The sequence below is a fragment of the Streptomyces lasiicapitis genome (genome assembly GCF_014646335.1).
GTDB classification, from domain to species: Bacteria; Actinomycetota; Actinomycetes; order Streptomycetales; family Streptomycetaceae; genus Streptomyces; species Streptomyces lasiicapitis.
In genome coordinates this window covers 72,791-96,307 of record NZ_BMNG01000015.1, presented here as the reverse complement: position 1 = coordinate 96,307, position 23,517 = coordinate 72,791, and the positions used below count along the sequence as shown (strand labels likewise).

Sequence of the window (23,517 nt, the reverse complement as noted above, 5' to 3'; positions counted from 1 at the left end):
GTGGCGGCCGGACTCCACCTGCACGGTGCCGCCGACCACCTCAGATGCTCAGCCGCGCGGCCTCGGCCTCGCCGACGGAGACCGCCAGCGGAGCCTGGCGCAGCTCGACGATGTCGGGAGCGCCGTCGAGCAGGTCGAGCAGCTGGGGCAGGTACGCGGTCAGCACGCCGGTGCCGTGTGCCTCGTGGGCGGCGCGCGAGGCGTACTTCTCGACCACTGTCACCCGCAGTGGGTCGGAGTCCGGCTCGACGTAGAAGGCGTAGCGCAGTGTGCCGGGCTCGCTGTCCAACACCTGGGGGGCCAGCTCGGAGAACAACTGGAGCAGCTCGGGGCCGCGTCCGTGCTTGGCCTGGAGACGGGCTATGACGACGATCTCGGGCATCGAGGGCTCCTCGCGGTTGCTGTGGCGGTAGTTGTGGGGGGTGTTGCTCATGCTTCGAGCACCGGCAGGCGCAGTGAGGAGGGTGTCGTACCGCCGTGGTGCACGGTGTGCCGTGCGGCGACCGCCTCGTCGAGGGTGCCGAACTCGGGAGCGGTGCGGGTGTGCAGGTTGCGGCTGTACCGCGGGAAGCTGAATCCGGCTATCTGCACGCGGATGCGGTGGCCGCGGCCGAACCGGTGCGCGACGTCGTGCAGGGTGACCGTCACACGCCTTGCCTCCTCGGGGTCGAGCCAGTCGCTGTCGCCGCCGTCGCGGTAGCGGGCCCGTTGCGCGCCTTCGGAGACGTTGAGGGCGAAGCCGTCGGGCTCGACGTCCACGAGGGTGACGCACACGTCCGCGTCCGGGGCGGTGCTGGTGAGGAACGAGAGCAGTTCGGGTTGTCCGGCGATCGTCACGTCCTCGGGCAGCGGGGCGCTTGTGTAGACGAGCAGGTCGCTGCGCCCGTCGACCGCGCGCTGGTCTTGGATCCCGCCTGGTGCGGCCGCGGGCGCCCCTTCGAGCAGGATCGCCCCGCCGTGTGTGGGGAACGGGTCGTGCGGGTCGGCGGTGAACGTGTCGGAGCCGGCGGCGCCGTTGCCGTCCGCGCGCGTCAGCCGGCCGTCGCCGTTCGCCGTTCGCGCGTCGCCGCCGGACGAGAGCGTCCACTCCTCGACCGTCGCCGCGGGCGGCCACGCGGGTGCGTGGGCCCAAGTGTTCGCCCCGCCGACGAAGTAGCTGACCGGCTCGGGTCCGGACAGGTGCCGCGCGGCCGCGGGGTAGGCCGAGCCGTCGCCGCCGCGCAGATGACGGTCGAAGAACGCGGCGAGCACCGGGCTCCATGTGGGAACGCCGGCGGCGGCGTCGGGCAGCACTCGCGCGCCGAGCTGGCCGAACGCGTCGTAGGTGCCCATGTGGGTCCACGGCCCGGCGATCAGGCCGGCTCGTTCGTTGCCGGCCAGCGCGGTGGCGAGCCGGAACTGCGTGGGGCTCGTGAAGTCCCGGTACCCGCTGATCTGCAGGAACGGGATGGTGACCCGCTCGGGCTCGGTGAGCAGGCTGGGCCGGTTCCAGAAGGCGTCGTGGGGCGAGCGCAGCCAGTCCGTCCAGAACGGCGCGATGCGGCTGTCGTCGAGCGGGGCGATGCCCGTCAGGGGCAGTCGGCTCACGGTGGCGCGGCGGTCGGCGAACGCCTCGGTCAGCAGCTTGCGTGCGTGCTCCTGCTCGGCCGCGCTCAGCGCGGTGTGGTCGAGGCCCTCCAGGGCGATGCCGAGGGCGTACGTCGTCAGGAAGGCCAGCTCGAACACCCCGCCGGGACGGGCGGTGTGGCGCATGTCGACCGTGGCGACCATCGCGACCGCCGCCTTGAGGTGCGGGTTGCGGGCGGCGACGGCCTGCAGCACGGTCATGCCGAGGTAGGACGAGCCGTACATCCCGACGCCGCCGTTGCTCCAGGGCTGTTCCGCCGCCCAGTCGATCGCGTCGTAGGAGTCGTCGTACTCCTGGGTGATGAAGTCGAGTTCGCCTCCGGACTCGAACCGGCCGCGGGTGTCCTGTACGAGCACCGCGAAGCCCTGGCGGGCGAGCCACAGCGGGTCGGCCACGATCGCCGAGAGCCGGAAGGAATCCCTGCGGTCGTAGGGGGTGCGGTGCAGCAGCACCGGCCAGCGGCCGTCCTCGGCCGGGCGGTACAGGTCCGCGGTGAGGGTGACGCCGTCCCGGGTCGTCATCTGGACGCCTGCGTCGATGCGGGGGCGGTACATGCCTGCTCCTTCAAACGCGTCGCCGAAAGTGATGCGGAGACCGTAACCCTAACGGTTAGGATTTAACAACGGGTTCAGTATTGCACCTGATAGTCTGCGCAGGTGACCATGCCGACGACCGGGCGCCGTGAGCGCAAGAAGGCCGCGACGCGGCAGAAGATCGCCGACACCGCGCTGCGGCTCTTCCTGGAGCGCGGGTACGACGCGGTGGGCATCCGTGACGTGGCCGCCGAGGCCGACGTGGCCGTGACCACGCTCTTCTCCCACTTCGCCTCGAAAGAGGCCCTGGTGTTCGAGCAGGACGACACCTTCGAGCAACGCCTCACGCAGGCGGTCACCGACCGGGCACCGGACGAGCCGCTCATCCCCGCCCTGCGCCGCGAGGTCCACGCCCTGGTGCGGCACTGCACGGCGGAGGGCAGCGCCCCGCTCTACCGCATGATCGACGGGTCACCTGCCCTGCGGGAGTACGAGGAGTCGATGCGGCTGCGCCACGCGGAGTCCCTGGCGGCGGCCCTCGCCGCCGATCCCGGCCTGCCGCAGAGCACCACGGCCTGCCGGACGATCGCGCGGTTCGTGATCGACGCCTATGCGCTGGCGCGCGAGGCCGCCGATCCGGACGCCGCGGTGGACGAGATCTTCCAGATGATCGAGGCGGCCTGGGAGGCCACCCACCCGGCTCAGGGTGCCTGAAGCCGGTCACCATCACTGTCGGTGCCCTGTCCACGGGCCGCCTCGGCGGACATCCCTAGTTGACGGCGGGTCAACCGTGGGACTGACGACAGGAGTTGCGCGCGGGCCTACCATCCCCCGATGCAGGTGAGATCAGTGCGGTCCGTGCCCGTTCAGCAGATCGTCTACGCCGCACTGGCCGGCGGGGTCGCGGTGAGCGGAAGCGTCGCAGGACACGAGTACCACCCCGAGGGGTGGGCGCCGTTCGACACATGGGCCTACCTGCTCACCTGTCTGGTCGCGCTGCCCCTGGCGTTGTGCCACTCGGCCCCTGTGGCGGCTCTTGTCGTCTCCTGCTCGGCGTACGCCGGATATCTCGCGCTCGACTACCAGCCCTCGCTGAACTGGTGGGCGCCGATGATCGCCCTGGTGAGTGTGGCCGCGGTGCGCGCGCCACGCGTGGCGCTGGCCTGGTCCTCGCTGACCGGCGCCGTGATCATGTACAGCGGGGTGTCCGGGCGCCTTCCCACGCTCTTGATCCTCGCCCAGGGGATTCTCATCCCGGCCATCGCTCTGGCCTTCGGGCACGCGATGCGCCTGGTCACAGAGCGCAATCGTCAACTGCGGCGGCTCAGCGCACAGTTGGCGCGCGAGCAGGCAGCGCACGCGCGCAACGCCGTCCTCGGCGAGCGGGTCCGCATCGCCCGCGAACTGCACGACGTCGTCGCCCACCACCTGTCGGCCATTTCCGTGCAAGCCGGCCTGGCCGCGTACGTCTTCGACACCGACGGCACGACGGCACGGTCGGCCCTGTCCGCCGTGGCAAGCTCCAGCCGGGAGGCCCTGGACGAGCTGCGGCGCCTGTTGTCGATGCTGCGCGTGGACGACGTCTGTGACGAGCAGGGGGGTGGCGCGCCGCGGCACGCTCCGCCCGGGCTCAGCCGGGTCGGCGAGCTCGCCGAACGGCTCAAGGCGGCCGACGTCAGCGTCACCGTCCGTACCCGGGGCGTTGCCCGAAAGCTGGCCCTGGGCCCGGACTTGTGCGCGTACCGCGTCGTCCAGGAGGCCTTGACCAACGTGGTCAAGCACGCAGCGCCCACCAGTGCGTATGTACACATCACCTACGAACCGGACCGCGTGACGGTCGCCGTGCGCGACAACGGGAGGACCCGCGGAGACGGCCATGAACCGGCCATTTCGGCGCCGAAGAGCGGCTACGGCTTGATCGGGATGCAGGAACGGGCAAACCTCTGTGGTGGTTCGCTGTCCGCTGGGCCGCGGCGTGAAGGGGGGTACGAAGTCCGGCTCACCCTTCCGAACAGCGCCGCGCCTCCGGTGCCTGACGCACCAGACGGCGGCGAACCGTAAGGGGGAGCTCGTACATGACCAGCGTTCTCGTTGTCGACGACCAAGACCTGATCCGGGCGGGAGTGGCCGCACTGGTGCGCGCCACGCCCGGTTTCACCACCGTCACGGAGGCCGCGGACGGCGAAGAGGCCGTGACCCTGGCCGAGCGGCACCGGCCCGACGTCGTGCTCATGGACGTCCGGCTGCCCGGCATCAGCGGCCTCACCGCGGCGGAGCGCATCCTCGCCCTGGACCTCGCTCCGCCACCGCGTGTCGTCGTCCTCACCACGTTCGACGTGGACGAGTACGTGTACGACGCGCTGCGCATCGGCGCCTGCGGCTACCTCCTCAAGGACACCCCGCCGCAGCGCCTGCTCGGCGCCATCGCCACCATCGCCGGTGGCGACGCGCTGTTCGCGCCCACGGTCGTGCGCCGCCTCATCGAGGCGTTCACGCCCCGTCCCGGTGCCGCGCTGCGCCGGCCCGAGCAGTTGGCCCAGCTCACCGCGCGTGAACTCGACGTCCTCAGCCTGGTGGCACGCGGCCTCACCAATGATGAGATCGCCGCCGAACTCTTCCTCAGTGACGGCACGGTGAAGACGCATCTGCACCGCATCATGTCCAAGCTGGACCTCAGAAGCCGCGCGCAGGCCGTGGTCGTCGCCTACGAGAGCGGGCTCGTGGTGCCGGGTTCCGCGTAGGGGCCGACCCGGCCGTCCGTCGCCGGGCTGCTGGGCCTCAGCCAGTGGCCCGCGCTCTGTGAGAGCACGGTCAGCCGGTCCACGCCTTCAAGGACTCGGCGTTCAGATCGCCACGGGGTCCGACCGCCTCGGCCACCCCGAGGCACTCGCTGTCACGGAAGACACCCAGTTCGTAGGACACGGAGTCGGCGTCGACGGAGCGTACGACGACGCCTACCTCGTAACGGCCGGGATAGGTCACCTCGCCGAGGTAGTGCACTCGGAACGACTGCGGAGGCAGGTCCGGTACCGGATCGGTTCCGGCCGTTCCCGCCGCGTGCCTCACGAACGCGGCGACCGCCTCGTCGTAATAGGTGGCCAGGGCTATGTAGTTGACGTGTTGGTTGGAGTCGACATCCCCTATGCGCGCGAGCAGCGGGGCGAAGTACGGATAGTGGTCTCGCCGGCTGCGTTCCGGGCCCGGCCGGACCGCGGGTGCGGCGCTCGACTCGGGCAACGCCAACTCGCCGAGGTCCTCGACCAGCTCATCCGGAAGCGAGAGGGCGCCACTTGCGCCGACGAGCACGACGGTGGCATCCCCGCTCGCCACACGGCCGCCGTCGATGAAGGCAGCCTGCTCGTAGGTGAACGACGATTGTCCGATGCGGCGCACACCGGTGTGGACCTGGGCCTGAGCACCTGCCCGGCCGGCGGGACGAAGTCGCTCAACCTGCTGGTTCACAAAAAATATCTGGAACGGAACGAACCCGCCGGAGGCCACCAGCCGTTCGAAGCGGCGCAGGCGCAGCCGTATCCGGGCGTCCTCCAACCAGCGGGCCACGCCGATCGCGTCGGCCGAGCCGTCGCGGCCCAGATCGGCCTGGCGGACCAAGACGTCGGACTGAACGGGGTATGGGGAACCGTCAGTTTGGGGCATGGGTCTCAACCTCTCGGTGGGGGCCAGGGGTCGACGATGGGGATGTGATCCGGGCAAGGGCCCGCCTTCCGACCTGCCTGGTGCGGACCCTCGAGCCGGACGCTACCGGGCCCAACACGTCGGGCTCGGCGCGCAACATGGTGACATCGCCCACGCAGTCCCCGCCCAGAGCGACTCCGAGCGGGTTCGACGCGTTCGCGCCATCGAGGTCTTCGGCTTGGGTGCGTGGGCGTAGCCGTCAACGCTGATCTGCTGCCCCTGGTGCGCCGTTCGGTTCCCCACAACACGCGCATCACGCCACGTCAGCCAGGCTGAACCGTTTTTGATGCCCCGTCAGCTCCCTCGCGTATCCACACAACCCTTCTGCTGCCGTGTGACATGTGCCATGGTACATGTCACGCACCATTCTCCGTGGACATGACACGGCAGCGGCGTGTTCGGCTCCCCGCCGCAGCCACGGTCCGCACCCCCATGGCCATGCTCACGCACGGCCGCCGACCGACCCGGAGGTTCCGTTGACACACAGATCGCCCACACGAAAGCCACTGGCCCAACTCCTGATATCCCTCCTGGCCATGTGCCTGGGCCTCACTCTGCTCGCCACCACCGGCCAAGCGACCGCGGCCGGAGCGCCGCCCGCGATGCCGACCCAGACGCCCAAGACGCCCAAGTCACCCGAGACGCCGCCGAGTTCCGCCCCGCGACCGGCCACCCTCACCTCGGCCGTCGATGTGCGCACCGCCAAACCCGAGCACGCGGCGAAGCCGACCGAGGACGTCTCGAAGCACCCGACCCTGCCGCTCACCAATGCGGCGCCGCACAAGGCATCGGGCAAGAGCCCCAAGGCGGAGTGCAGGGTCTCCGACTTCGCCTCGAAGACCGGCGAGGCCTTGGTCCGGCAGATCAAGGGCTCAGAAACCGCCTGCATCAACACGCTGTTCAGCGTGAGCGGTTCGGACGCCAGGGCACTCTTCCGCGAGCAGCAGATGGTCACGGTGGCCGACGCGCTGCGCTCCGCCTCCGCCGGGTACCCCGGGAACAACAGTGCGTCGATCACCCAGGTCGTGCTCTATCTGCGCGCCGGCTACTACGTGCAGTGGGGGCAGCCGGACACTGTCGGCGCCTACGGCCCTGCCCTGAAGAGCGCCATACAGGGCGCGCTGGATGCCTTCTTCCGCTCGTCGCATGCCTTCGACGTCAGTGAGGCCAACGGCGAGACGCTGGCCGAGACGGTCACGCTGATCGACAGTGCGCGCGAGAACGCCCGCTTCCTCAACGTCGTCAAGCGTCTCCTCAAGGGCTACGACTCGTCGTACGACCGCTTCTGGTGGATGGTCTCGGCGGTCAACAACACCTACACCGTGCTGTTCCGGGGGCACTACCTGCCGGAGTTCGTCTCCGCGGTACAGGCCGACCCGAGCCTCCTGACCCAGCTGCGCGACTTCGCCGTCGCCCACGACAACCTGCTCGGCACCGACAAGTCCTACCTGGCGAGCAACGCCGGGCGCGAACTGGGCCGCTTCCTGCAGCACGACGCACTCCGGCCCGCGGTCCGTCCGCTGGCCAAGCAGCTCCTCGACCGCACCCGGATCACCGGCCGCACCGCGCCGCTCTGGGTCGGCGTGGCCGAGATGACCGACTCGTACGACAAGGCCAACTGCTCGTCCTACGGCACCTGCGACCTGCCGAACCAGATCCGCAACGCCGTCTTGAAGGTCAAGCACACCTGTTCCCCGAGCCTGCGCATCGTCGCCCAGCAGATGACCGCGGCCGAGCTCGGGGCCAGTTGCACCAGCCTGCGTAACCAGGACGCCTACTTCCACCGCGTGGCCAAGGACAACGGTCCCGTCGCCAACGACAAGAACACCACTCTCGAAGTGGTGGCCTTCGACTCCAGCACCGACTACCAGACCTACGCGGGGGTCCTCTTCGGCATCGACACCAACAACGGCGGCATGTACCTGGAGGGCAATCCGGCCCAGGCCGGGAACCTGCCGCGGTTCATCGCGTACGAGGCGGAGTGGCTGCGGCCCACGTTCGCGATCTGGAATCTCAACCACGAGTACACCCACTATCTCGACGGCCGCTTCAACATGTACGGCGACTTCCAAGAGGGCATGAAGACGCCGACCGTCATGTGGGTCGAGGGCTTCGCGGAGTACGTCTCGTACCACTACCGCAACGTCACCTACGACGCCGCCATCAAGGAGGCCGGCAAGAACACGTACCGGCTCAGCACCCTCTTCGACACCACCTACGAGAACTCCAACACCACCCGAACCTACCAGTGGGGCTACCTGGCGGTCCGTTACCTGCTCCAGTCCCATCCGCAGGACGTGGCCACGCTGCTCGGCCACTACCGCAAGGGAGACTGGGCCGGTGCCCGCACCTTCCTCAAGACCACCATCGGCACCCGTTACGACGCCGACTTCGCCGCCTGGCTGAGCAGGTGCCACGCGGGCAACTGCGTCGGCACCAAGCCCGCCTGAACGACCAGCACGTGCTTGCCCGGGTCCGGCTCGCGTCACCGCCGGACCCGGGCGCCCCTTGTGCATGTCCTCGCCCGGCGTGTGGCGTCCTAGCGAGTGCCGGAGACCCCGTCGACGACGAAGCTGGTGACCGACTGGGCGGGCACGGTGACCGTGGCACGCCGGTCGGTGACCCGGACGGGGTCGTGCCGTTCGAGTGCGCCGTCGGCGCTCGTCACCACCGGTGTCACGGTGGCGTTCGGGCTGACGGAGGCGAACTTCGACAGGTCCACCGTCACCGCGCGCTCCGAGCCGGAGGAGTTGACGTGGACGACCGTGGCGCCCTTGCCGTCGGCGTCGAGCGCCGCCGCGCTGGAGCCGTCGTCCACCGTGATCAGGCGGTCGCCGGGACGGATGTGGTGGGTGAAGTTCCGAGCCGTGTCGAACTTGGTGTTGGTCCTGATGGGGCAGGTCTTCAGGGTGTCCTCGGCGGTGCAGTCGAAGGGGAGCTGGATGCTGCCCCAGTTGCCGCCCTTGGCGCTCTCACCGCCGGGCTTCATGTTGTTGTAGTCCTCGACGGGCTGCCAGAACACCCAGGCCGTGGGCTCCAGTTCGCGCAGGTCGTCGACCATGTGCTGGGCCAGGCCGAGGCCTGACTTCATGTCCTCGAAGTCCTGCCCGTCCGGGTCCCACTCCCCCTCTACCTCACTCATCCACAGCGGCTTGCCCGCCGCCTTGGCCAGGTCCCGCACCGTGGTGCGGCCCGCGGTGCCGTACGTGTGGACGTTGAGCTGGTCGACCAGGCGCCGCACCTCGTCCGGGTAGGAGTTCCAGTTCTCGGCGAACTTGGTGGGGTTGGTCTCGTCCATCGCCGAGATCTTCGCGCGGGTCTTGGACTTCCGCAGCGCCGGGGCCAGCGAGCGGATCACTTGCTGCTGGAGCCCCGGGCCCATGTGCGCGCCCTCCTGGCGGCCGCCGACGGGCTGTCCGTCGGGGCCGAGTTTGGTGCTCCAGTAGTCGGTGTTGGGTTCGTTGAAGGGGTCGAGCGTCTTCACCTTGATGCCGTGCGCCTTCTCCAGGCGCCGGGTGGCGCCGGCGAGGTACGCGGTGAAGTCGTCGACGAAGTCCGTCTTGAGCTGGTCCTCGTTGGCGTCGAAGCCCCCGGAGACGTATCCGCTCTTCGTCATGAACCACGGGGGCGAGTTGCTGAACGTCTCCCAGTGGTCGATCCTCGACTTGATCCGGTCGACCCACCAGCGCTGGGGCTTGTCGGCGTCGCCCTTCCAGTGGGCGGGGTTCGCGGGGTCCCACCACTCGGTGTCCTCGCGGGTGGTGCCCTGCGGGGCCCGCCACCAGCCCTCGACCGCGCCACCGGCCCGGAGGTAGTCCTTGACGTCGGGGGCGTTGCCGCCGCCGATGTTGTAGCGGGCGATGTTGAGGTTGAGTCCGTCGGCGCCGAACAGCAGCTCGGCGAGTTCGTTGCGGATCTCGTCGGGATAGCCCCCGGTGGCGTTGGCGAACCAGACCAGGCTGGTGCCCCATCCCTCGAACTTCTGCTGCGCGTTCACGGGGTCGGGCCGGACGGTGACGGAGTCGGCGGCCGTGCGCTCGGCCGCGGGTGACGGTGGGGCGGTGGCGAGTGCGGTGACCGCGGCCAGGGCGGTGACGCCGAGGACGGTCGGCAGTGGCCGCTTGCGGGTGCCGTGTGCCATCGTGATCCTTTCTGGAGTTGTCACTTCGGGGTGGGGCGCCGTGCTGTCAGGGGGCGGGCTCGCGCAGGACCGCGACTCCGCGTGGGGGCAGGGTGAGGTGGCTCTGCGGTGCGTCTTCGTGGCCGCCGGGGAGTTCGTCTCCGGCGCCGGTGCGCGCGCCCCCGAGGTCACCGGTGAGTACGTCCCCCGCCAGGCCGGGCAGGGCCGCCGGCTCATCGGTGCGGTTGACCAGGAACAGGTAGCGGTGGCCCCCGGCCCGGCGGACGGTGAGCTCGACTTGGCCGCGCGCGGTGGCGGGCAGCTCGCTGTGGACGTCGGCCGCCTCAAGGAGGCGGGGCAGGAGCCCGGTCAGTCCGTCCGGGCCCAGGCGGGTGGCGACGTAGGTGGCCGAGCCGCTGCCGACGGGACGGCGGGTGACGGCCGCGCAGCCGGTGTGCTCCCCCGAGCCGTAGCGGGCGAGGATCTCCACGGCCGGGTCGGTGACGTCGACGCGGTCGGCCCACAGCGTGCCCGTGAAGCCGCCGTCCAACGACACGGCGTCACCGTCGAGCAGCGGTCCGAACTCCTCGACGCGGATGCCGAGCAGATCCCGCAGCGCGCCCGGGTAGCCGCCCAGCCACACGTGGTCGTTCTCGTCGACGACGCCGGAGAAGTACGTGGTGACCAGGTGGCCGCCGCCCTCCGCATACCGGGTGAGCCGATCGGCAAGGTCGCCGGGGACCACGTGCAGGACGGGCGCGATGAGCAGTCGGTACGGGGCGAGGTCGGTGTCCGTCGTGATCACGTCGGCGCGTATGCCGAGCGCGAGCAGCGCGGAGTACCAGTCGAGCGCCTCCTGGCGGTAGTCGAGGCGGGACGTGGGGTGGGAGTCCTGTTCACTGGCCCACCACGACTCCCAGTCGAAGAGGATCGCGACGGCGGCGGGTTCGCGCTCGGAACCGGCGACCGGAGCCAACTCGTCCAGTGTGGCGCCGAGTTCGGTCACGGCGCGGAAGACCGCGCTGTCCTCCCCCGCGTGCGGGACCATCGCCGAGTGGTACTTCTCCGCTCCGGCCGCCGACTGGCGCCACTGGAAGAAGCAGATGCCGTCGGCGCCGTGGGCGACGTGCAGCAGCGAGTCGCGGGCGAGGTCTCCGGGGCGTTTGGCGACGTTGACCGGCTGCCAGTTGACGGCGCTCGTGGAGTGCTCCATCACGTACCAGGGCCGCCCGCCCGCGATGCCGCTGATGAGGTTCGCGGAGAACGACAGCTCGTCGCGGTCCTGGGGGCCGGGGTGGACGTAGTGGTCGTTGGAGACGAAGTCGACCTCGCGGGCCCAGTCGGCGTAGTTCATGCCCTTGGTTCCGCCCATCACCATGAAGTTGCTGGTGACGGGCGTCTCGGGGGTGAGGCGGCGCAGGATGTCCCGCTCCGCGCACAGATAGTCCTTCAGCGCGTGCGACGAGAAGCGCTTGAAGTCCAGCTGCTGGGTGGGGTTGGGGTGGGATGCGGCGAGGCGGGGCGGCAGGATCTGCTCCCAGTCGCTGTAGCGCTGGGACCAGAAGGCCGTGCCCCAGGCGTGGTTGAGCCGGTCCAGGCTTTCGTACCGGTCGCGCAGCCAGAGCCGGAAGGCGCGGGCGGCGTCGTCGGAGTAGTCGTAGATGTTGTGGCAGCCCAGTTCGTTGTTGATGTGCCAGGCCGCCAGGGCCGGATGGCCCGCGTACTGCTTCGCCATCGCGGAGACCAGCCGCAGCGCGTACTCACGGAACACCGGCGACGTCGGCCGCCAGTGCTGCCGCGCGCCGGGCCAGACCGTCGCCCCCTCGGCTGTGACCGGCAGGATCTCCGGGTGCGCCGTCGTCAGCCACGGCGGGGGTGAGGCCGTGGCGGTGGCGAGGTCGACGGCGATGCCGTGGGCGTGCAGGAGGTCCATCAGCTCGTCGAGCCACGCGAAGTCCCAGACGTCGTCGTCGGGTTGGACGCGCGCCCAGGAGAAGATCCCCAGCGAGATGATGTTGACCCCTGCCCGGCGCATCAGGCGGACGTCCTCGTGCCACACCTCCCGGGGCCACTGCTCGGGGTTGTAGTCGGCGCCGTAGGCGAGCCGGGCGCGGCTGCCGCCGTCCAGTGCGGGCAGCAGGCGGGGCAAGGTGGTGCGACGGGTCATCGTCACTCTCGTCTTTCGAGCGTCGTCGGAGCGTCTGTCGAAGCGCGGGCGGCGTGGGCGCGTGCGGCGTACGGCGAGCGGATCACTCGTGGACGGTGAACCCCTGCTGCTTGCCGTACTCGGCCGACTTGCGCTGCCAGGACTTCAGCCCGTCGGCCAGCGGGGTGTCCGACACATACGCCTTGCCCGCGGTGTCGTTGAAGACGGAGTTGGAGTAGACCTGGAACGGCAGGTACTTCCAGTCGTCCGGGACGCGCGCCGCCGACTCGGCGAAGACCTGGTTGGCCTTCTGCCCGCCGAAGTAGGGGAACTTGGTCTGCTGGAACTTGTCCGACGTCAGATCGGTGTTGGTCGCGGGGAAGGCACCGTTCTTGATGCGGGTCTGGACACCGGCTCCGTGGTTGGCGTACTCGATGAAGGCGTAGGCGAGTTCCTTGTTCTTACTGGCCGTGGGCAGGGCCAGGGAGCTGCCGCCGTTCTCCGCGCTGGCCTTGCCGCCCTTGGTCCACTGCGGCAGCGGGGCCACGCGCCAGTCGCCCGCGCCGGACTTCACGCCGGAGGCGAGGTTGGCGGGCATCCAGGCGCCGATGGCCAGGGTCGCGATGGTGCCCTTGGCCATGCCCTGGTACCACTCGTCGCTCCAGGACGTGATGGGCGCCAGAAGCTTGTCGTCGATCAGCTTCTGCCACGTACCGGTGTAGGCGGCGGCTCCCTTGTCCTTGAAGCTGATGCCGACGTCGGTCTTGTCCTTCACGTCGAAGGGCCGTGAACCCGCCTGCCACAGCAGGCTGGTGGTCAGGCCCGCGTCGCCGGTGTCGTTGGTGATGTACACCTTGGGATCGGCCTTGTGCAGGGCGCGGGCGGCATCGACGTACTCGTCCCAGGTGGTGGGCACGGCGATGTTGTGCTTGTCGAAGAGCTTCTTGTTGTAGAACAGCGCCATCGGCCCGGAGTCCATCGGCAGGGCGTAGGTCTTGTCGCCGCCCTGGTTGACGGCGCTCCAGGGGCCGCGGGAGTAGCTGCCGGCGAGCTTGGCCGCGCCGAAGCCGGACAGGTCGGTGATCGATTCCTTCAGGGCGAACTGGCCGAGGGCGTAGTACTCGATCTGCGCGACGTCGGGGACGCCCTTGCCGGCGGACATGGCGTTCTGCAGGGCGGTGTACTGCTTGTCGTTCGTGCCCGCGTTGACGAGGTCGACCTCGACGCCCGGGTGCTTCTCCTCGAAGTCCTCGGCGACCTTCTTCAGCGTGGGTTCCCAGGCCCACACGGTGATCTTTCCGCCCTTCTTCAGGGCCGCGTCGATGTCCTTTCCGGATACGTTCTTCGGGCTCTCTCCGTCGTCGGAGGAGCCGCAGGCGGCCGCTCCCAGGGTCAGTGCGCAGACGACGGCGAGACCGCGCAGGGCACGGCGGGTGTGCAACGGCATGGACGTGTTCCCCTTGGCTGGACGTGCGGATCGGTGAACGGGAGTGGACGAAGGCCGGGTCGGGCGCGAGCGCAGGGGCTATTCCTTGACGCTTCCTGCGGCGAGGCCCGACTGCCAGAACTTCTGGAGCAGCAGGAAGGCGGCAATGAGCGGCAGGATGGTGAGGAGCGAGCCGGTGATCACCAGATGGAAGACGGGCTCGCCGCCTGCCGTGGAGGCCTGGGCGTTCCAGCTGTTGAGGCCCAGGGTCAGCGGATACCAGTCGGGATCCTTGATCATGATCAGCGGCAGGAAGTAGTTGTTCCAGGTCTGCACCATCGTGAACAGCAGGACGGTCACCATCCCGGGCGCGAGCAGCGGCAGACACACCTGGACGAAGGTGCGCAGCTCCCCCGCACCGTCGACGCGCGCGGCCTCAAGGAGCTCGGCGGGGATCGCCTCGGTGGCGAAGACCCACATCAGGTAGAGGCCGAAGGGCGAGATGAGGGAGGGGATGATGACGGCCCAGGGGGTGTTGGTCAGGCCCATCTCGCCGAACATCAGGAAGGTCGGCACCGCGAGGGCCGTGCCGGGCACGGCGACCGCCCCGATCACCACGGCGAAGACGACGCGCTTGCCGGGGAAGTCGAACTTGGCGAGGGCATACCCGCCGAGGACGGCGAGGACGGTGGCGCCTCCGGCACCGAGGACGACGTACAGCAGGGTGTTCAGGAGCCAGCGGGTGAAGACGCCGTCGTTGTAGGTGAAGGTCTCCTTGACGTTGTCCCAGAGGGAGAAGTCACCGCCGAACCACAGGCCGAACGAATCGGCCAGGCCCTCCTGGGACTTGGTGGCGCTGATGACGAGCCACAGCAGCGGCACGAGGGTGTAGAGCACGACCAGGCCGGTGAGCAGGGTCAGCGGGACGCTGCGGCGGGGGCGGGCGAGGCTGTGGCGCTGTCGCCGGGGGGTGCGCAGACGGGGCGGCGGTGCGTGTCTCGGGCCCGTGGCGCGGGTGGTTCTGGCGGCGGTCCTGGTGGGGGTGGCCATGGGTCACGCTCCCTTGCGCATGCCGCGGAGCTGGACGATGTACGCGATGACCATGGTGATGAGGCCCATGATGATCGCGACGGTCGCGGAGTAGTTCTGCTGCTGTCCGTTGAACGAGAGTGAGTAGGTGTAGAGGTTGGGGGTGTACGAGGTGGTGATGGCGTTGGGCGCGAGGTCCTGCAGGATGCTCGGTTCGTTGAAGAGCTGGAAGCTGCCGATGATCGAGAAGATGGTGGCGATGACCAGCGCGCCGCGGATCGCGGGGAGTTTGATGGCGGTGATGACGCGGAGCTGGGAGGCGCCGTCGATCTCCGCGGCCTCGTACAGGGAGTGCGGGATCACGCGCAGCGCGGAGTAGAAGATCAGCATGTTGTAGCCGACGAACTCCCAGGTGACGATGTTGCCGATGGACGCGAGCACGAGGTCCGGTGAGAGCGGGTCGGGCAGCTTGGCGCCGAAGGCGTCGTTCACGTCGCCGACGAGTCCGAACCGGGTGCCGTACATGAAGCCCCACATGAGGGTGGCGACCACGGCGGGCACGGCGTACGGCAGGAAGATCGCTATGCGGAAGAAGCTCTTGCCGTAGAGCCGGCCGCTGTCCAGGGCGAGCGCCACGAGCAGCGCGATCCCCAGCATGATCGGCACCTGGACGGCGAGGAACAGCGCCACCCGGCCGAGCCCCTCCCAGAACTCGGGGTCGTCCAGGGCCCGTTGGTAGTTGTCCAGGCCCACGAAGGTGGTGCCGCCGATCAGCCGGTCCTGGAAGAGGCTGAGGTAGATCGAGTAGGCGATGGGGGCCAGGAAGACCAGGGCGAAGACCAGGGCGAACGGGGCGACGAACCCCCAGCCTGTCCAGGAGCGCCGGGGCCGCCGCGGCGGGGGCGGGCCCGCGCGTCCGACGACCGCGGATTGCAGTGTTGCCATGACAAGTCCCCTCGTGCTCGCCTCGCGCCCGACGGGGGCGCGCCTTGCGATGTTTACGTAAACATCCGTGGCCGGAAAGGGCCGCTGGTCGTGTTATGTTTACGTAAACATTGAGTGGGAGATGTCTACACTGCGCCGCAACGGAGGGTCAAGGGGCTGCGCGAGACTCGACTTTGAGTGCGGGGAAGGGTGCGAGTGACAACCAGCGGAACACCTGCGGGCGGGCGCCGGACGCCGGGCCGCCGCGGCGGGGCGCCCCGCCGCAAACAGGGCGCGTCCATGATCGACGTCGCCCGCCTGGCCGGCGTCTCCGGCCAGACCGTCTCCCGGGTCTCGAACGGCTTCCCCGGCGTCACCGAGGAGACCCGCGCGCGGGTCCTGGAGGCGATGACGGAGCTGGGCTACCGCCCCAACAGCGCCGCGCGGGCCATGCGCCGCGGCGAGTTCCGCACCATCGGCGTCGTCACGTTCACGCTGTCGACCACGGGGAACGTCCACACGCTCGACGCCATCGCGCGCTCCGCGGCCCAGGAGGGGTACGCGGTCACGCTGCTCCCGGTCGCGGTGCCGACGCAGGACGAGGTGCGCGGCGCCTTCTCCCGCCTCGGCGAACTCGCCGTGGACGCGATCATCGCCATCATGGAGGTGCACCTCCTGGACGCGTCGTCCCTGGTCCCGCCGCCCAACGTACGGATCGTCGTGGCCGATTCGCACGCCGGCGACCGCTACAGCGTGGTGGACACCGACCAGGTGGGCGGCGCCCGGACCGCGGTGGACCACCTGCTCGCCCTCGGCCATCGGACGGTGTGGCATGTGGCAGGACCCGAGGAGTCGTTCGCCGCCCAGGGCCGCGAAGGCGCCTGGCGCGCCACGCTGGAGGCGGCGGGCCGCGAGGTGCCGACCGCCCTGCGCGGCGACTGGACCGCGGAATCGGGCTACCGGGCGGGGCTCCTGCTCGCCGAACAGCCGGACTGCACCGCCGTGTTCGCCGCCAACGACCAGATGGCCCTCGGCGTCATGCGCGCCCTGCACGAGAAGGGCCGCTCGATCCCCGGGGACGTCAGCGTCATCGGCTTCGACGACATCCCCGACGCGTCCTCCTTCTTCCCGCCCCTGACCACCATCCACCAGGACTTCGACCAGGTCGGCCAGTTGCTCGTGGAGAGCGCGCTGCGGCAGATCCGCACCGGGTCCGGCGAGCAGGGCACGACGCTCGTGCCGACGCATCTCGTGGTGCGCGAGAGTACGGGGGCTCCGTCCGCGGGGCGCTGCTGACGGGGGCGGCGCGCTTGTGGGGCCGTGCTTGGGGCGCGTCGTGCCTGACCCGTACAGCGCCGGCTCCTCGACGGCCGCCCTCGCCTCTGGTGGGGCTGGAGCGCGAGCCGTGGGCCGAATTGGTTGATGATGCGGTCCGCCACAGCGCAGTTGATGTTGAACAAGGGAGAGTTCGAGTTCGTGAACCGGCCACTGCTGTTCCTCGATGTGGACGGGCCGCTCAACCCCTACGCGGCCCAGCCAGAGAGACGCCCCGACGGCTACACCACACTCAGAGTGCCCGGGGACAGCGGGACCCCAAACGAACACGCAGGACTCTCGGTCCGGCGACGGCCCTTGCGGGTCTGGCTCAACCCCGAGCACGGACGAGCCCTGCTCCGGCTCAACTACGAACTGTGCTGGGCCACCACGTGGATGGACGACGCCAACCGGTGGATCGCCCCAGTGCTCGGCCTTCCCGAACTCCCCTTCGTCGAGTTCGGCGACGCCCTGTTCCAAGAACGCCCCGACGGGGTCCACTGGAAGACTGGCCCCCTGGTGGACTACGCGGGCGGCCGTCCCTTCGCCTGGGTGGACGACGAGCAGAGCGGCCTCGACGACGTGTACGTGACCGCCCACCACCGGGGTCCCGGGCTTCTCCACCACGTCAACCCGCGAATCGGCCTGCGCGAGAGCGACTTCCGCACGCTCGCCGACTTCGCCCGATCACTGGACACTCCACAGCCCACCGGCTGAGCACGTCACCACTCCACCTGACAGCTCCGTGCGCGGTTGCGGATCGCTCGGGAGACGGTGGCCGAGGTGACGGCCTGACTGGAAGTGGTCTACGCCCCATCACTTCACCCTCGCTACATTGATATTCAAAATCGATCAAATATCGATCAAAGGGGGGCAGGGTGAGTACAGGAAGGCCGAACTGGCAGTTAACCGAACGAGAGTGGGCGCAGCGGACCGAAGTGGTCGGAGGGCAGAAGCTGACCAGGCCGCCCGGCGAGACGGGGAATGAGGCCTTCGACGCTGAACCGCTTTCAACGCCGCGGATACCGAGGTTCATCTCCCGCACGGAGTGGAGGGCCGCGGAGCCCGCGCAGACCGACACCACCCACTTCTGGCCGGAATGGGGAGGAATAGCAATCCACTACGAGGGCGGGGGCAAGGAGATGCGTCCGCAGCACACCCCCGACACAGCTATACCTCATTGGGACGACTGCTACTTCCAGGTGCGGCGCATCCAGCACGTGCACCAAAATCCCCTGCCGCTCGTTGGCGGCGAGAAGTACTGGGACATCTCCTATAACTACCTGGTCTGCCACCACGGGTACACCTTTGTCGGGCGCGGCCTCGGCTATCAGCCAGGCGCCAATGGCACCCGGTGGCACAACGAACGCTATTACGCCATCTGCGGCCTGATCGGATCCGATGATCCTCAGCCGCCACAAGCGATGCTGGACGAGATCAAGGCCGTTGCCGACTGGGTCCGGGCCTACGACCGAGCAGGCGCCAACGTCAAGGGGCGCCATGTCAAGGGGCATCGGGACTTCATCGACACCAAATGCCCGGGTCAGCTCTACTCGTACATAGGCAAAGGCACCTTCGACTGACTCAATGAATCCTGATGCTGCTCCGGAGGGAACGAGTAGGTCCACGTTGCCCCAGCCGTATGGGCCATGGAGAGCCCGGTCTGCCTGCCGCGCGGAGCGTCGCACAGGATGCGATGCCACGGAACGTTGCGGTCCCGGACATAGGCAGCTCGCACGGGACGGCTGCGCAGGACGGCATGCACGGTCAGGGCCCAGACGAGGGTGCAGCCCAACTGAGCCTGCTCACCGCGCCCGTGACGGCAGTCGGTCACGACTATCAGGGGCGTGGCATCGGCAGCAAGCTCACCCACCAGGCGCCAAGGGCACCGACTCGTCGGCCGGTGCCCGTCGGTGCGCCTGAGCGTTGAGGCGGGCCGCATCGACGCTCAGGCGGCAGCTGCGGCTGCCTCTGCTATCTGCCGTGGCGTGGTGCCGCGCCACCAGCTCGGGTTCGCGGTTCCGTCGGTGGTGCGGCCGTCGTTGTGGACGTAGTGCCGTACATCGCGGCCCGGGGTGCCGAGTTCGCCGGACAGTGCCCTCTCCAGCCACTCGGCCCCGAAGCGGAAGACTTCCGCGGCGGCGCCGCCCAGCGGGTGGAACTCGTTCTCGTAGACACGCATCTCCTTGGGCGCGCGGATCCGCTCGTACGTGGCGAGCGCCTGCTCCAGCTGCGTGAGTTCGTCGAACTCGCCGATGCCCATGAAGACCGGGCAGGTGATCTCGGCGACGAGGGCGCCCAGTGGCATACGCTGCGCCAACTCCGTGTCGAAGAGGCCCTCGTCGGCGTATCCGGCCATGTACATGTAGTTGTTCTTGAAGGTGGGCTGGGCCCGGTTGAAGATCGTGTCGAAGTCCCCGGAGACACCCTCGAATCCCGCCATGGCCGCCAGCCGGGTGTCGGCGGCCGCGGCGCGCATGCCCCAGTAGCCACTCATGCTGATCCCGAACATGCCGATCCGCTGGGCGTCGACCTCGGGCAGCTCGGCGAGGAAGTCGATGTAACGGCCGATGGCCCGCTCGTAGTTGGTCAGGTCCACGGTCAGGCCGTTGGCGCGTGATTCGCCCTGACCCGGGCCTTCGACGGAAAGGGCGACGACACCGCGCGATGTGTAGTAGCGCTCGGCGGCGTAGATGTAGTCCTCCTTGATCATGTCCATTCCGGGGCCGAGGATGACGGCCGGGGCGTTGCGGACCTCGCCCTCGGGCAGGTGCAGGAGGGCGTAGATGTGCTTGCCCTCGAAGTCGAGGACGACGCGGCGCACCCGGTTGTCGCGCAGCTCCCCCAGACGGGCCACGCAGTGGTTGCAGCTCCGGCGGAAGGCGGCCTTGCGGGGGTCGTCCGCGTCGAAGATGGAGTACTGGGCGCGCCCCCACATCACCGCGGCCCGGAGGTAGAGGTCGGCTGCCGTCCGGGCGAAGCCTCCCGCCTCATGGTGCGCGGCGCGCTCCTCGGCCTGGGCGGCGACGGTCGCCCACGCCTTGGGCAGCATCGCGCCGCTTCGGACCTGCGCGAACACCTTGTCGAAGTCTGTGTGGTCGTGCCCCAGCTGCTCCATGGTGCCCTTCGCGGCAGGGTGCAGCGCGTCGAAACCGCCTTGGGCGAGGGCGATGTCCAGGGCCCAGCTCTGCCCGGTGGAACGCATGGTCATGACGTGATCCTTTCGTTCGAGGAGATCGGCCAAGCGACCAGCACTTAGCTAAGTACTTATCTAGTAAGTACTTACGCTACTCTGCTGTCAAGCCGCCCGCCTCCGCCGTCACGAAAGGACCCCCGTGACCGAAGCCCAGACATCCGCCCACGGCCGCCGTGCGTCGCTGGACGCCCTGGCTCGGGCCGCCTACAGCCTCAGCGCCGCCGACGCCCGGTTGCGAGGGAGGGCCACCCGCACCCCCGGAGCCCTCTCCCTCACCCACGCACGCGCCCTGCGTGTGCTGGCCGAAGAGGGCCCGCTGCCGGTGAAGAGGCTCGCCGAACGCACCGAAACCACCGGTGCCGCGACCACCCAGCTGGTCAACGGCCTCGAACAGACCGGCTACGTCACCCGGGAGCGCCGCGAGGGAGACCGCCGGACCGTCGTCGTGACCCTCACCGCGGCCGGACGGCAACGCCACCGCGAACGTGAACAGCTCCTGGCCGACGCGCTCAACGAGACGCTGCACCATCTGGATCCTCGGGACCTGGACGCCGCCACCGAGGTCCTCCGGGGGCTGGCCCACATCTACGACAAGCTGTGACCGGTCCCCCCGCCCGGCAACCGCCCGAACGTGGGGCCGCTGGTGTCGCAGCAGTGATTGAGACAGCATGCGGCGCATGGACTGGATGCCTCTGCTCTCCACCCTGGCAGGTGCCGCTATCGGCATCGCTGCCACCCTGTTCGCCGATCGCAACAGGTGGCGGCGCGAGGAAGCACGACACGCTCTGGAACTGCGGCGCGCTGTGTATACCGAGTACGCCTCCGCTCTGAAGGACGCGGGGGAAGAGATACGGGCTGTCGCCCGCGGCGATCACATGTCCGAGTCAGCGCGTGATGCGGCGGTGCGCGAAGCCTTCCGTGGGACCGGATTGCACACGGCAAGCGAGCAGCTCTGGCTCGTGGGCCCGCCGCTCGTCGTTGCGGCCGGAAACGAGGCGTTTCACAGCCTGCGTCGGATGCGCGACGCCTATGCCCGCGGAGTTGCAGTCGGCTCCGCCGAGGACAGGGCCTTCACCCAACAGCGGCGCACGGCCATGGCTGAGATGCGCGGCCGCATGCGTGAGGACCTGGGCATCGGCCCCCTCGGGATCGAATGACTAACCCGGTGTACGGGTCTACTTGGTGATCAGTCGTGCGAAGCGCAAGGGCGGTAGGCCGCTGCGTTGGCAGAGCAGGACGGCCCCCACCCACGCCAGTCCTGCCGGCGCACTGGAAGGTCAGGAGCGGGCCCGAGCACCCGCGCCCGGGGGACCTCGCACGCGCTACTTCCTGAAGTGCTCGATCAGGCGTGAGTAACTGTCACGGGCATGCCCATGCTCTACGGCCTTGTTCACGAGGCCCAGGGTGTAGCCGGGGAACTCGGTCCTGAGGCAGCCTCAACTGACCTCCAGGGCCGTGCTTCAGGCGTACTTCACTGCTCACCAGCCGAGCTGATCGCCCAGTCGCAACCGCAGCCACAGCACCAGGCGCTCGTCCGGGTCGGTGAAGTCGAAGCCGAAGATTTCCTCGGCGCGGGCGAGCCGGTACCGGATCGTGTTCGGGTGTACGGACAGCTGGTTGGAAGCGGTCACGACGTCGCTGTTGGCGTCCAGGTAGGCGAGGAGGGTGGAGGCGTAGGTGGTGCCGTGCTTGAGATCGTGGGCGCGGATCGCCGGACCGATACTGCGGGGCAGCACCTCGTGCGTGGCCAGTATGTGGGCGAGGGCGGACAGCGTCGCGCTGGCCCACACCTCGTCGATCGTGGCCACCTGGCACCATTCCGGGTCACCCGGCCGGTCGGTGAGTGCCCGCAGGACGAGGTCCGCGTCGGCGCGTGAGCTCGCGATCGAGCCCAGTCCCGGGACGAGCGAGCCGAGTCCGGCCCGCACGCGCACCCGCAGCGCGCCGTGGGCTCGCCGGGCGATGTCGGCGACGAGTTCACGGTGGGAGTTCGCCGAGGGTCCGCTCGGCGAAGGCCCGCTCGGTGAAGGCCCGCTCGGTGAAGGCCCGTTCGGTGAAGGCCCGTTCGGTGAAGGTCCGCTCGGCAGCAGCGCGTAGACCGTTCCGTCGATCAACGCGCAGCCGTGCCTGCCGTAGCGGGCCTCGCAGTGCAGGCTCACCAGGTCGGCCAGACGGTTTGCCGTGTGTGCCGTGAGGACGTCCTCGGCGTCGATCGAGGCGACGGCGAACGCGGCCACCACGACAGGCAGGTTCGGGTCCAGGCCGAGCTGTGGGGCCACCGCGCTGACGCTGCTCGGGTCGGCGAGCAGTCGCCGGAACAGGTCGGCGCGCCTGCCCCGGACCGCGTCGACCGCGGTGCGGGCGGCGAGCAGATGCAGCGAGACGATGTCCGCCACATCGGAGAGGGCCTGTTCGGCGGTGGCATCCAGGTGGCCGTCGGCATCGACGACCCAGATCGAACCCAGTACCTCGCTGCCCACGCGGACCGCGACACCGAGACGAGGCAGCCCTCCGGGGAAGGCGGCGAACCGGCACGTGTGCCGTGCCTGGGTGAGCACGCGGTACTGCTCGTCGTATTCCGGGCCCTCCGGCACCTGAAGGCCGAGAATGCCTTGGCTGCGGCCCTCGTCGACGGCCTGGCCGGGCAGAGTCGAGTACGCGAGGATGCGCCGGTGCGGGTCCTCGATCACGGTGGCGCCTCCCACCATCCCCGCGATCGCGTTGGCCAGGGCGAACAGATCACCGACGGCCGGGGTACCCGCGGCCTGGGCGAAGCGCACCGTCGGCGCAAGGGCCGAGGAGACCATGGCGTCCAAGTGGTGCCAGGCCACGGCCTCATCGGCGGCGAGCAGCACGAGGCCGGACCGCTGGGCGGCGTCCACAAGGTCGGTGACCGGCTCGCCGAAACTCTTCACCACCACGCAGGCGTACCCGGCCTCGGTCGCCGCATCGACCAGCTCCTTCGCCTGCGCTTCGGCCGCTCCCACGCCGACGGCGAGCAGAATCGCGTCCCTGACGGGTGGAAGGGGCAGCGGGGCTCGTCGCTCGAAGATGAGCACGCCCGACACGGGTACCGGCCTTTCCGGCAGTTCGGTCAACGGCCGCAGCAGCGCTGAGCCCAACACGTCGAGGACTTGTCGGAGGTCGGGAACCCCGGTATCGAGCATCCTCACCTCTTTGGCCGGACGCACAAAACATGTGCGGGATCTCTGGACTGGCACCGCATGCACGCGGTCATGAACAGGAGAAAGACTACGCGCAAGCTGCCCGCAAGGAGTTTTGCCAGGCAGTGGCCGCTCTCCCTGGCACGAGGCGGAGCCAACTAGCGGAACCGACTAAACGCCGCACGCATCAGCACGGAAAAGGAGACATTATGCGAGGCAGGACGAGTGCCGTCTTTGCCTTGGCGTTCACAGCCTCTCTGGTGACGCCGACCGCCACGTCGGTCGCGAAACCACAGTGTGACACCAAGCCCATACAGACAGCTTTGAAGGCACTGAATGGAG

General features: G+C 69.2%; 19 protein-coding genes and 1 pseudogene. 9 read left to right on the top strand and 11 right to left on the bottom strand.

Translation table 11 applies throughout. The features are described 5' to 3' along the window. Nucleotides 1-40: 40 nt before the first annotated feature. Nucleotides 41-433, bottom strand: a complete 393-nt coding sequence (locus tag IEY91_RS30685) for a putative quinol monooxygenase (protein ID WP_189176453.1) — start codon at nucleotides 431-433, stop codon at nucleotides 41-43. Continuing rightward, nucleotides 430-2,181 carry a CocE/NonD family hydrolase gene (locus IEY91_RS30680; protein ID WP_189176452.1) on the bottom strand — a complete coding sequence of 584 codons (1,752 nt, stop codon included), beginning with the start codon at nucleotides 2,179-2,181 and terminating at the stop codon, nucleotides 430-432. Before IEY91_RS30680 ends, IEY91_RS30685 begins: the two co-directional genes overlap by 4 nt. Nucleotides 2,182-2,283: 102 nt before the next feature. Here IEY91_RS30680 and IEY91_RS30675 point away from each other — a divergent pair, with 102 nt between their 5' ends. From IEY91_RS30675 to IEY91_RS30665, 3 genes are all read left to right on the top strand, one after another. After that, nucleotides 2,284-2,874 carry a TetR/AcrR family transcriptional regulator gene (locus IEY91_RS30675; protein WP_164327376.1) on the top strand — a complete coding sequence of 197 codons (591 nt, stop codon included), beginning with the start codon at nucleotides 2,284-2,286 and terminating at the stop codon, nucleotides 2,872-2,874. A 120-nt stretch (nucleotides 2,875-2,994) separates the two neighbouring features. After that, the gene (locus tag IEY91_RS30670; protein WP_189176451.1) at nucleotides 2,995-4,221 is read left to right on the top strand and encodes a sensor histidine kinase; all 1,227 of its coding nucleotides are present in this window, start codon (nucleotides 2,995-2,997) and stop codon (nucleotides 4,219-4,221) included. Between the two features lie 14 nt (nucleotides 4,222-4,235). Continuing rightward, a complete protein-coding gene (locus IEY91_RS30665; protein ID WP_189176450.1) occupies nucleotides 4,236-4,901 on the top strand; it encodes a response regulator in 666 nt (221 codons plus the stop codon). A 70-nt stretch (nucleotides 4,902-4,971) separates the two neighbouring features. Here IEY91_RS30665 and IEY91_RS30660 read toward each other — a convergent pair whose 3' ends face one another. Then, nucleotides 4,972-5,772 carry a hypothetical protein gene (locus tag IEY91_RS30660; RefSeq protein ID WP_229697319.1) on the bottom strand — a complete coding sequence of 267 codons (801 nt, stop codon included), beginning with the start codon at nucleotides 5,770-5,772 and terminating at the stop codon, nucleotides 4,972-4,974. A gap of 620 nt (nucleotides 5,773-6,392) precedes the next feature. Here IEY91_RS30660 and IEY91_RS30655 point away from each other — a divergent pair. Next, nucleotides 6,393-8,306 carry a collagenase gene (locus tag IEY91_RS30655; protein ID WP_189176610.1) on the top strand — a complete coding sequence of 638 codons (1,914 nt, stop codon included), beginning with the start codon at nucleotides 6,393-6,395 and terminating at the stop codon, nucleotides 8,304-8,306. Between the two features lie 98 nt (nucleotides 8,307-8,404). Here the strand turns inward: IEY91_RS30655 and IEY91_RS30650 are convergent. From IEY91_RS30650 to IEY91_RS30630, 5 genes and pseudogenes are all read right to left on the bottom strand, one after another. Next, nucleotides 8,405-9,997, bottom strand: a pseudogene (locus IEY91_RS30650) (glycoside hydrolase family 30 protein); the annotation flags it as partial. 46 nt (nucleotides 9,998-10,043) lie between these two features. After that, on the bottom strand, nucleotides 10,044-12,143 hold the full coding sequence (locus IEY91_RS30645) for a beta-galactosidase (RefSeq protein ID WP_189176447.1): 2,100 nt from the start codon (nucleotides 12,141-12,143) through the stop codon (nucleotides 10,044-10,046). Between the two features lie 82 nt (nucleotides 12,144-12,225). After that, on the bottom strand, nucleotides 12,226-13,569 hold the full coding sequence (locus IEY91_RS30640) for an ABC transporter substrate-binding protein (RefSeq protein WP_189176446.1): 1,344 nt from the start codon (nucleotides 13,567-13,569) through the stop codon (nucleotides 12,226-12,228). A 78-nt stretch (nucleotides 13,570-13,647) separates the two neighbouring features. Beyond that, nucleotides 13,648-14,598 (bottom strand): carbohydrate ABC transporter permease, encoded by a 951-nt coding sequence (locus tag IEY91_RS30635; protein ID WP_164327368.1) that lies wholly within the window; start codon nucleotides 14,596-14,598, stop codon nucleotides 13,648-13,650. A 3-nt stretch (nucleotides 14,599-14,601) separates the two neighbouring features. Next, nucleotides 14,602-15,522, bottom strand: coding sequence for a carbohydrate ABC transporter permease (locus IEY91_RS30630; RefSeq protein WP_189176445.1), 921 nt, complete (start codon nucleotides 15,520-15,522; stop codon nucleotides 14,602-14,604). 279 nt (nucleotides 15,523-15,801) lie between these two features. On the opposite strand from IEY91_RS30630, the gene IEY91_RS30625 reads away from it, so the two are divergent. The 3 genes from IEY91_RS30625 to IEY91_RS30615 all read left to right on the top strand — a co-directional run bounded on the left by IEY91_RS30625 (nucleotide 15,802) and on the right by IEY91_RS30615 (nucleotide 18,398). Further along, nucleotides 15,802-16,797 (top strand): LacI family DNA-binding transcriptional regulator, encoded by a 996-nt coding sequence (locus IEY91_RS30625; protein ID WP_164327366.1) that lies wholly within the window; start codon nucleotides 15,802-15,804, stop codon nucleotides 16,795-16,797. Nucleotides 16,798-16,977: 180 nt separating this feature from the next. Next, nucleotides 16,978-17,532, top strand: coding sequence for a hypothetical protein (locus tag IEY91_RS30620; RefSeq protein WP_189176609.1), 555 nt, complete (start codon nucleotides 16,978-16,980; stop codon nucleotides 17,530-17,532). Between the two features lie 161 nt (nucleotides 17,533-17,693). Further along, complete coding sequence (locus tag IEY91_RS30615) at nucleotides 17,694-18,398, top strand: peptidoglycan recognition protein family protein (RefSeq protein WP_189176444.1); 705 nt, start codon at nucleotides 17,694-17,696, stop codon at nucleotides 18,396-18,398. Here the strand turns inward: IEY91_RS30615 and IEY91_RS42830 are convergent. Both IEY91_RS42830 and IEY91_RS30610 read right to left on the bottom strand, forming a co-directional pair. Further along, nucleotides 18,365-18,757, bottom strand: a complete 393-nt coding sequence (locus IEY91_RS42830) for a DUF6615 family protein (protein WP_506005028.1) — start codon at nucleotides 18,755-18,757, stop codon at nucleotides 18,365-18,367. The two genes, IEY91_RS30615 and IEY91_RS42830, sit on opposite strands and share 34 nt — an antisense overlap. 6 nt (nucleotides 18,758-18,763) lie before the next feature. Further along, a complete protein-coding gene (locus IEY91_RS30610; protein ID WP_164327363.1) occupies nucleotides 18,764-20,026 on the bottom strand; it encodes an alpha/beta hydrolase family protein in 1,263 nt (420 codons plus the stop codon). A gap of 124 nt (nucleotides 20,027-20,150) precedes the next feature. On the opposite strand from IEY91_RS30610, the gene IEY91_RS30605 reads away from it, so the two are divergent. Both IEY91_RS30605 and IEY91_RS30600 read left to right on the top strand, forming a co-directional pair. Then, nucleotides 20,151-20,612: a MarR family winged helix-turn-helix transcriptional regulator gene (locus tag IEY91_RS30605; protein WP_164327362.1), complete on the top strand. Its 462-nt coding sequence runs from the start codon at nucleotides 20,151-20,153 to the stop codon at nucleotides 20,610-20,612. Between the two features lie 76 nt (nucleotides 20,613-20,688). After that, a complete protein-coding gene (locus tag IEY91_RS30600; RefSeq protein WP_229697318.1) occupies nucleotides 20,689-21,168 on the top strand; it encodes a hypothetical protein in 480 nt (159 codons plus the stop codon). Between the two features lie 321 nt (nucleotides 21,169-21,489). Here IEY91_RS30600 and IEY91_RS30595 read toward each other — a convergent pair whose 3' ends face one another. Continuing rightward, nucleotides 21,490-23,178, bottom strand: coding sequence for a PucR family transcriptional regulator (locus IEY91_RS30595; protein ID WP_189176442.1), 1,689 nt, complete (start codon nucleotides 23,176-23,178; stop codon nucleotides 21,490-21,492). Nucleotides 23,179-23,517: the final 339 nt, after the last annotated feature.

Excerpts from the sequence above, each read along its gene's own strand:
- IEY91_RS30600 (WP_229697318.1), top strand. The coding sequence starts at position 20,689 with ATGGACTGGATGCCTCTGCTCTCCACCCTGGCAGGTGCCGCTATCGGC.
- IEY91_RS30645 (WP_189176447.1), bottom strand. The coding sequence starts at position 12,143 with ATGACCCGTCGCACCACCTTGCCCCGCCTGCTGCCCGCACTGGACGGC.
- IEY91_RS30680 (WP_189176452.1), bottom strand. The coding sequence starts at position 2,181 with ATGTACCGCCCCCGCATCGACGCAGGCGTCCAGATGACGACCCGGGAC.
- IEY91_RS30685 (WP_189176453.1), bottom strand. The coding sequence starts at position 433 with ATGAGCAACACCCCCCACAACTACCGCCACAGCAACCGCGAGGAGCCC.
- IEY91_RS30635 (WP_164327368.1), bottom strand. The coding sequence starts at position 14,598 with ATGGCCACCCCCACCAGGACCGCCGCCAGAACCACCCGCGCCACGGGC.
- IEY91_RS30625 (WP_164327366.1), top strand. The coding sequence starts at position 15,802 with ATGATCGACGTCGCCCGCCTGGCCGGCGTCTCCGGCCAGACCGTCTCC.
- IEY91_RS30670 (WP_189176451.1), top strand. The coding sequence starts at position 2,995 with ATGCAGGTGAGATCAGTGCGGTCCGTGCCCGTTCAGCAGATCGTCTAC.
- IEY91_RS30655 (WP_189176610.1), top strand. The coding sequence starts at position 6,393 with ATGTGCCTGGGCCTCACTCTGCTCGCCACCACCGGCCAAGCGACCGCG.
- IEY91_RS30630 (WP_189176445.1), bottom strand. The coding sequence starts at position 15,522 with ATGGCAACACTGCAATCCGCGGTCGTCGGACGCGCGGGCCCGCCCCCG.
- IEY91_RS30595 (WP_189176442.1), bottom strand. The coding sequence starts at position 23,178 with ATGCTCGATACCGGGGTTCCCGACCTCCGACAAGTCCTCGACGTGTTG.
- IEY91_RS30640 (WP_189176446.1), bottom strand. The coding sequence starts at position 13,569 with ATGCCGTTGCACACCCGCCGTGCCCTGCGCGGTCTCGCCGTCGTCTGC.
- IEY91_RS30610 (WP_164327363.1), bottom strand. The coding sequence starts at position 20,026 with ATGACCATGCGTTCCACCGGGCAGAGCTGGGCCCTGGACATCGCCCTC.
- IEY91_RS42830 (WP_506005028.1), bottom strand. The coding sequence starts at position 18,757 with ATGCGGCCCGCCTCAACGCTCAGGCGCACCGACGGGCACCGGCCGACG.
- IEY91_RS30665 (WP_189176450.1), top strand. The coding sequence starts at position 4,236 with ATGACCAGCGTTCTCGTTGTCGACGACCAAGACCTGATCCGGGCGGGA.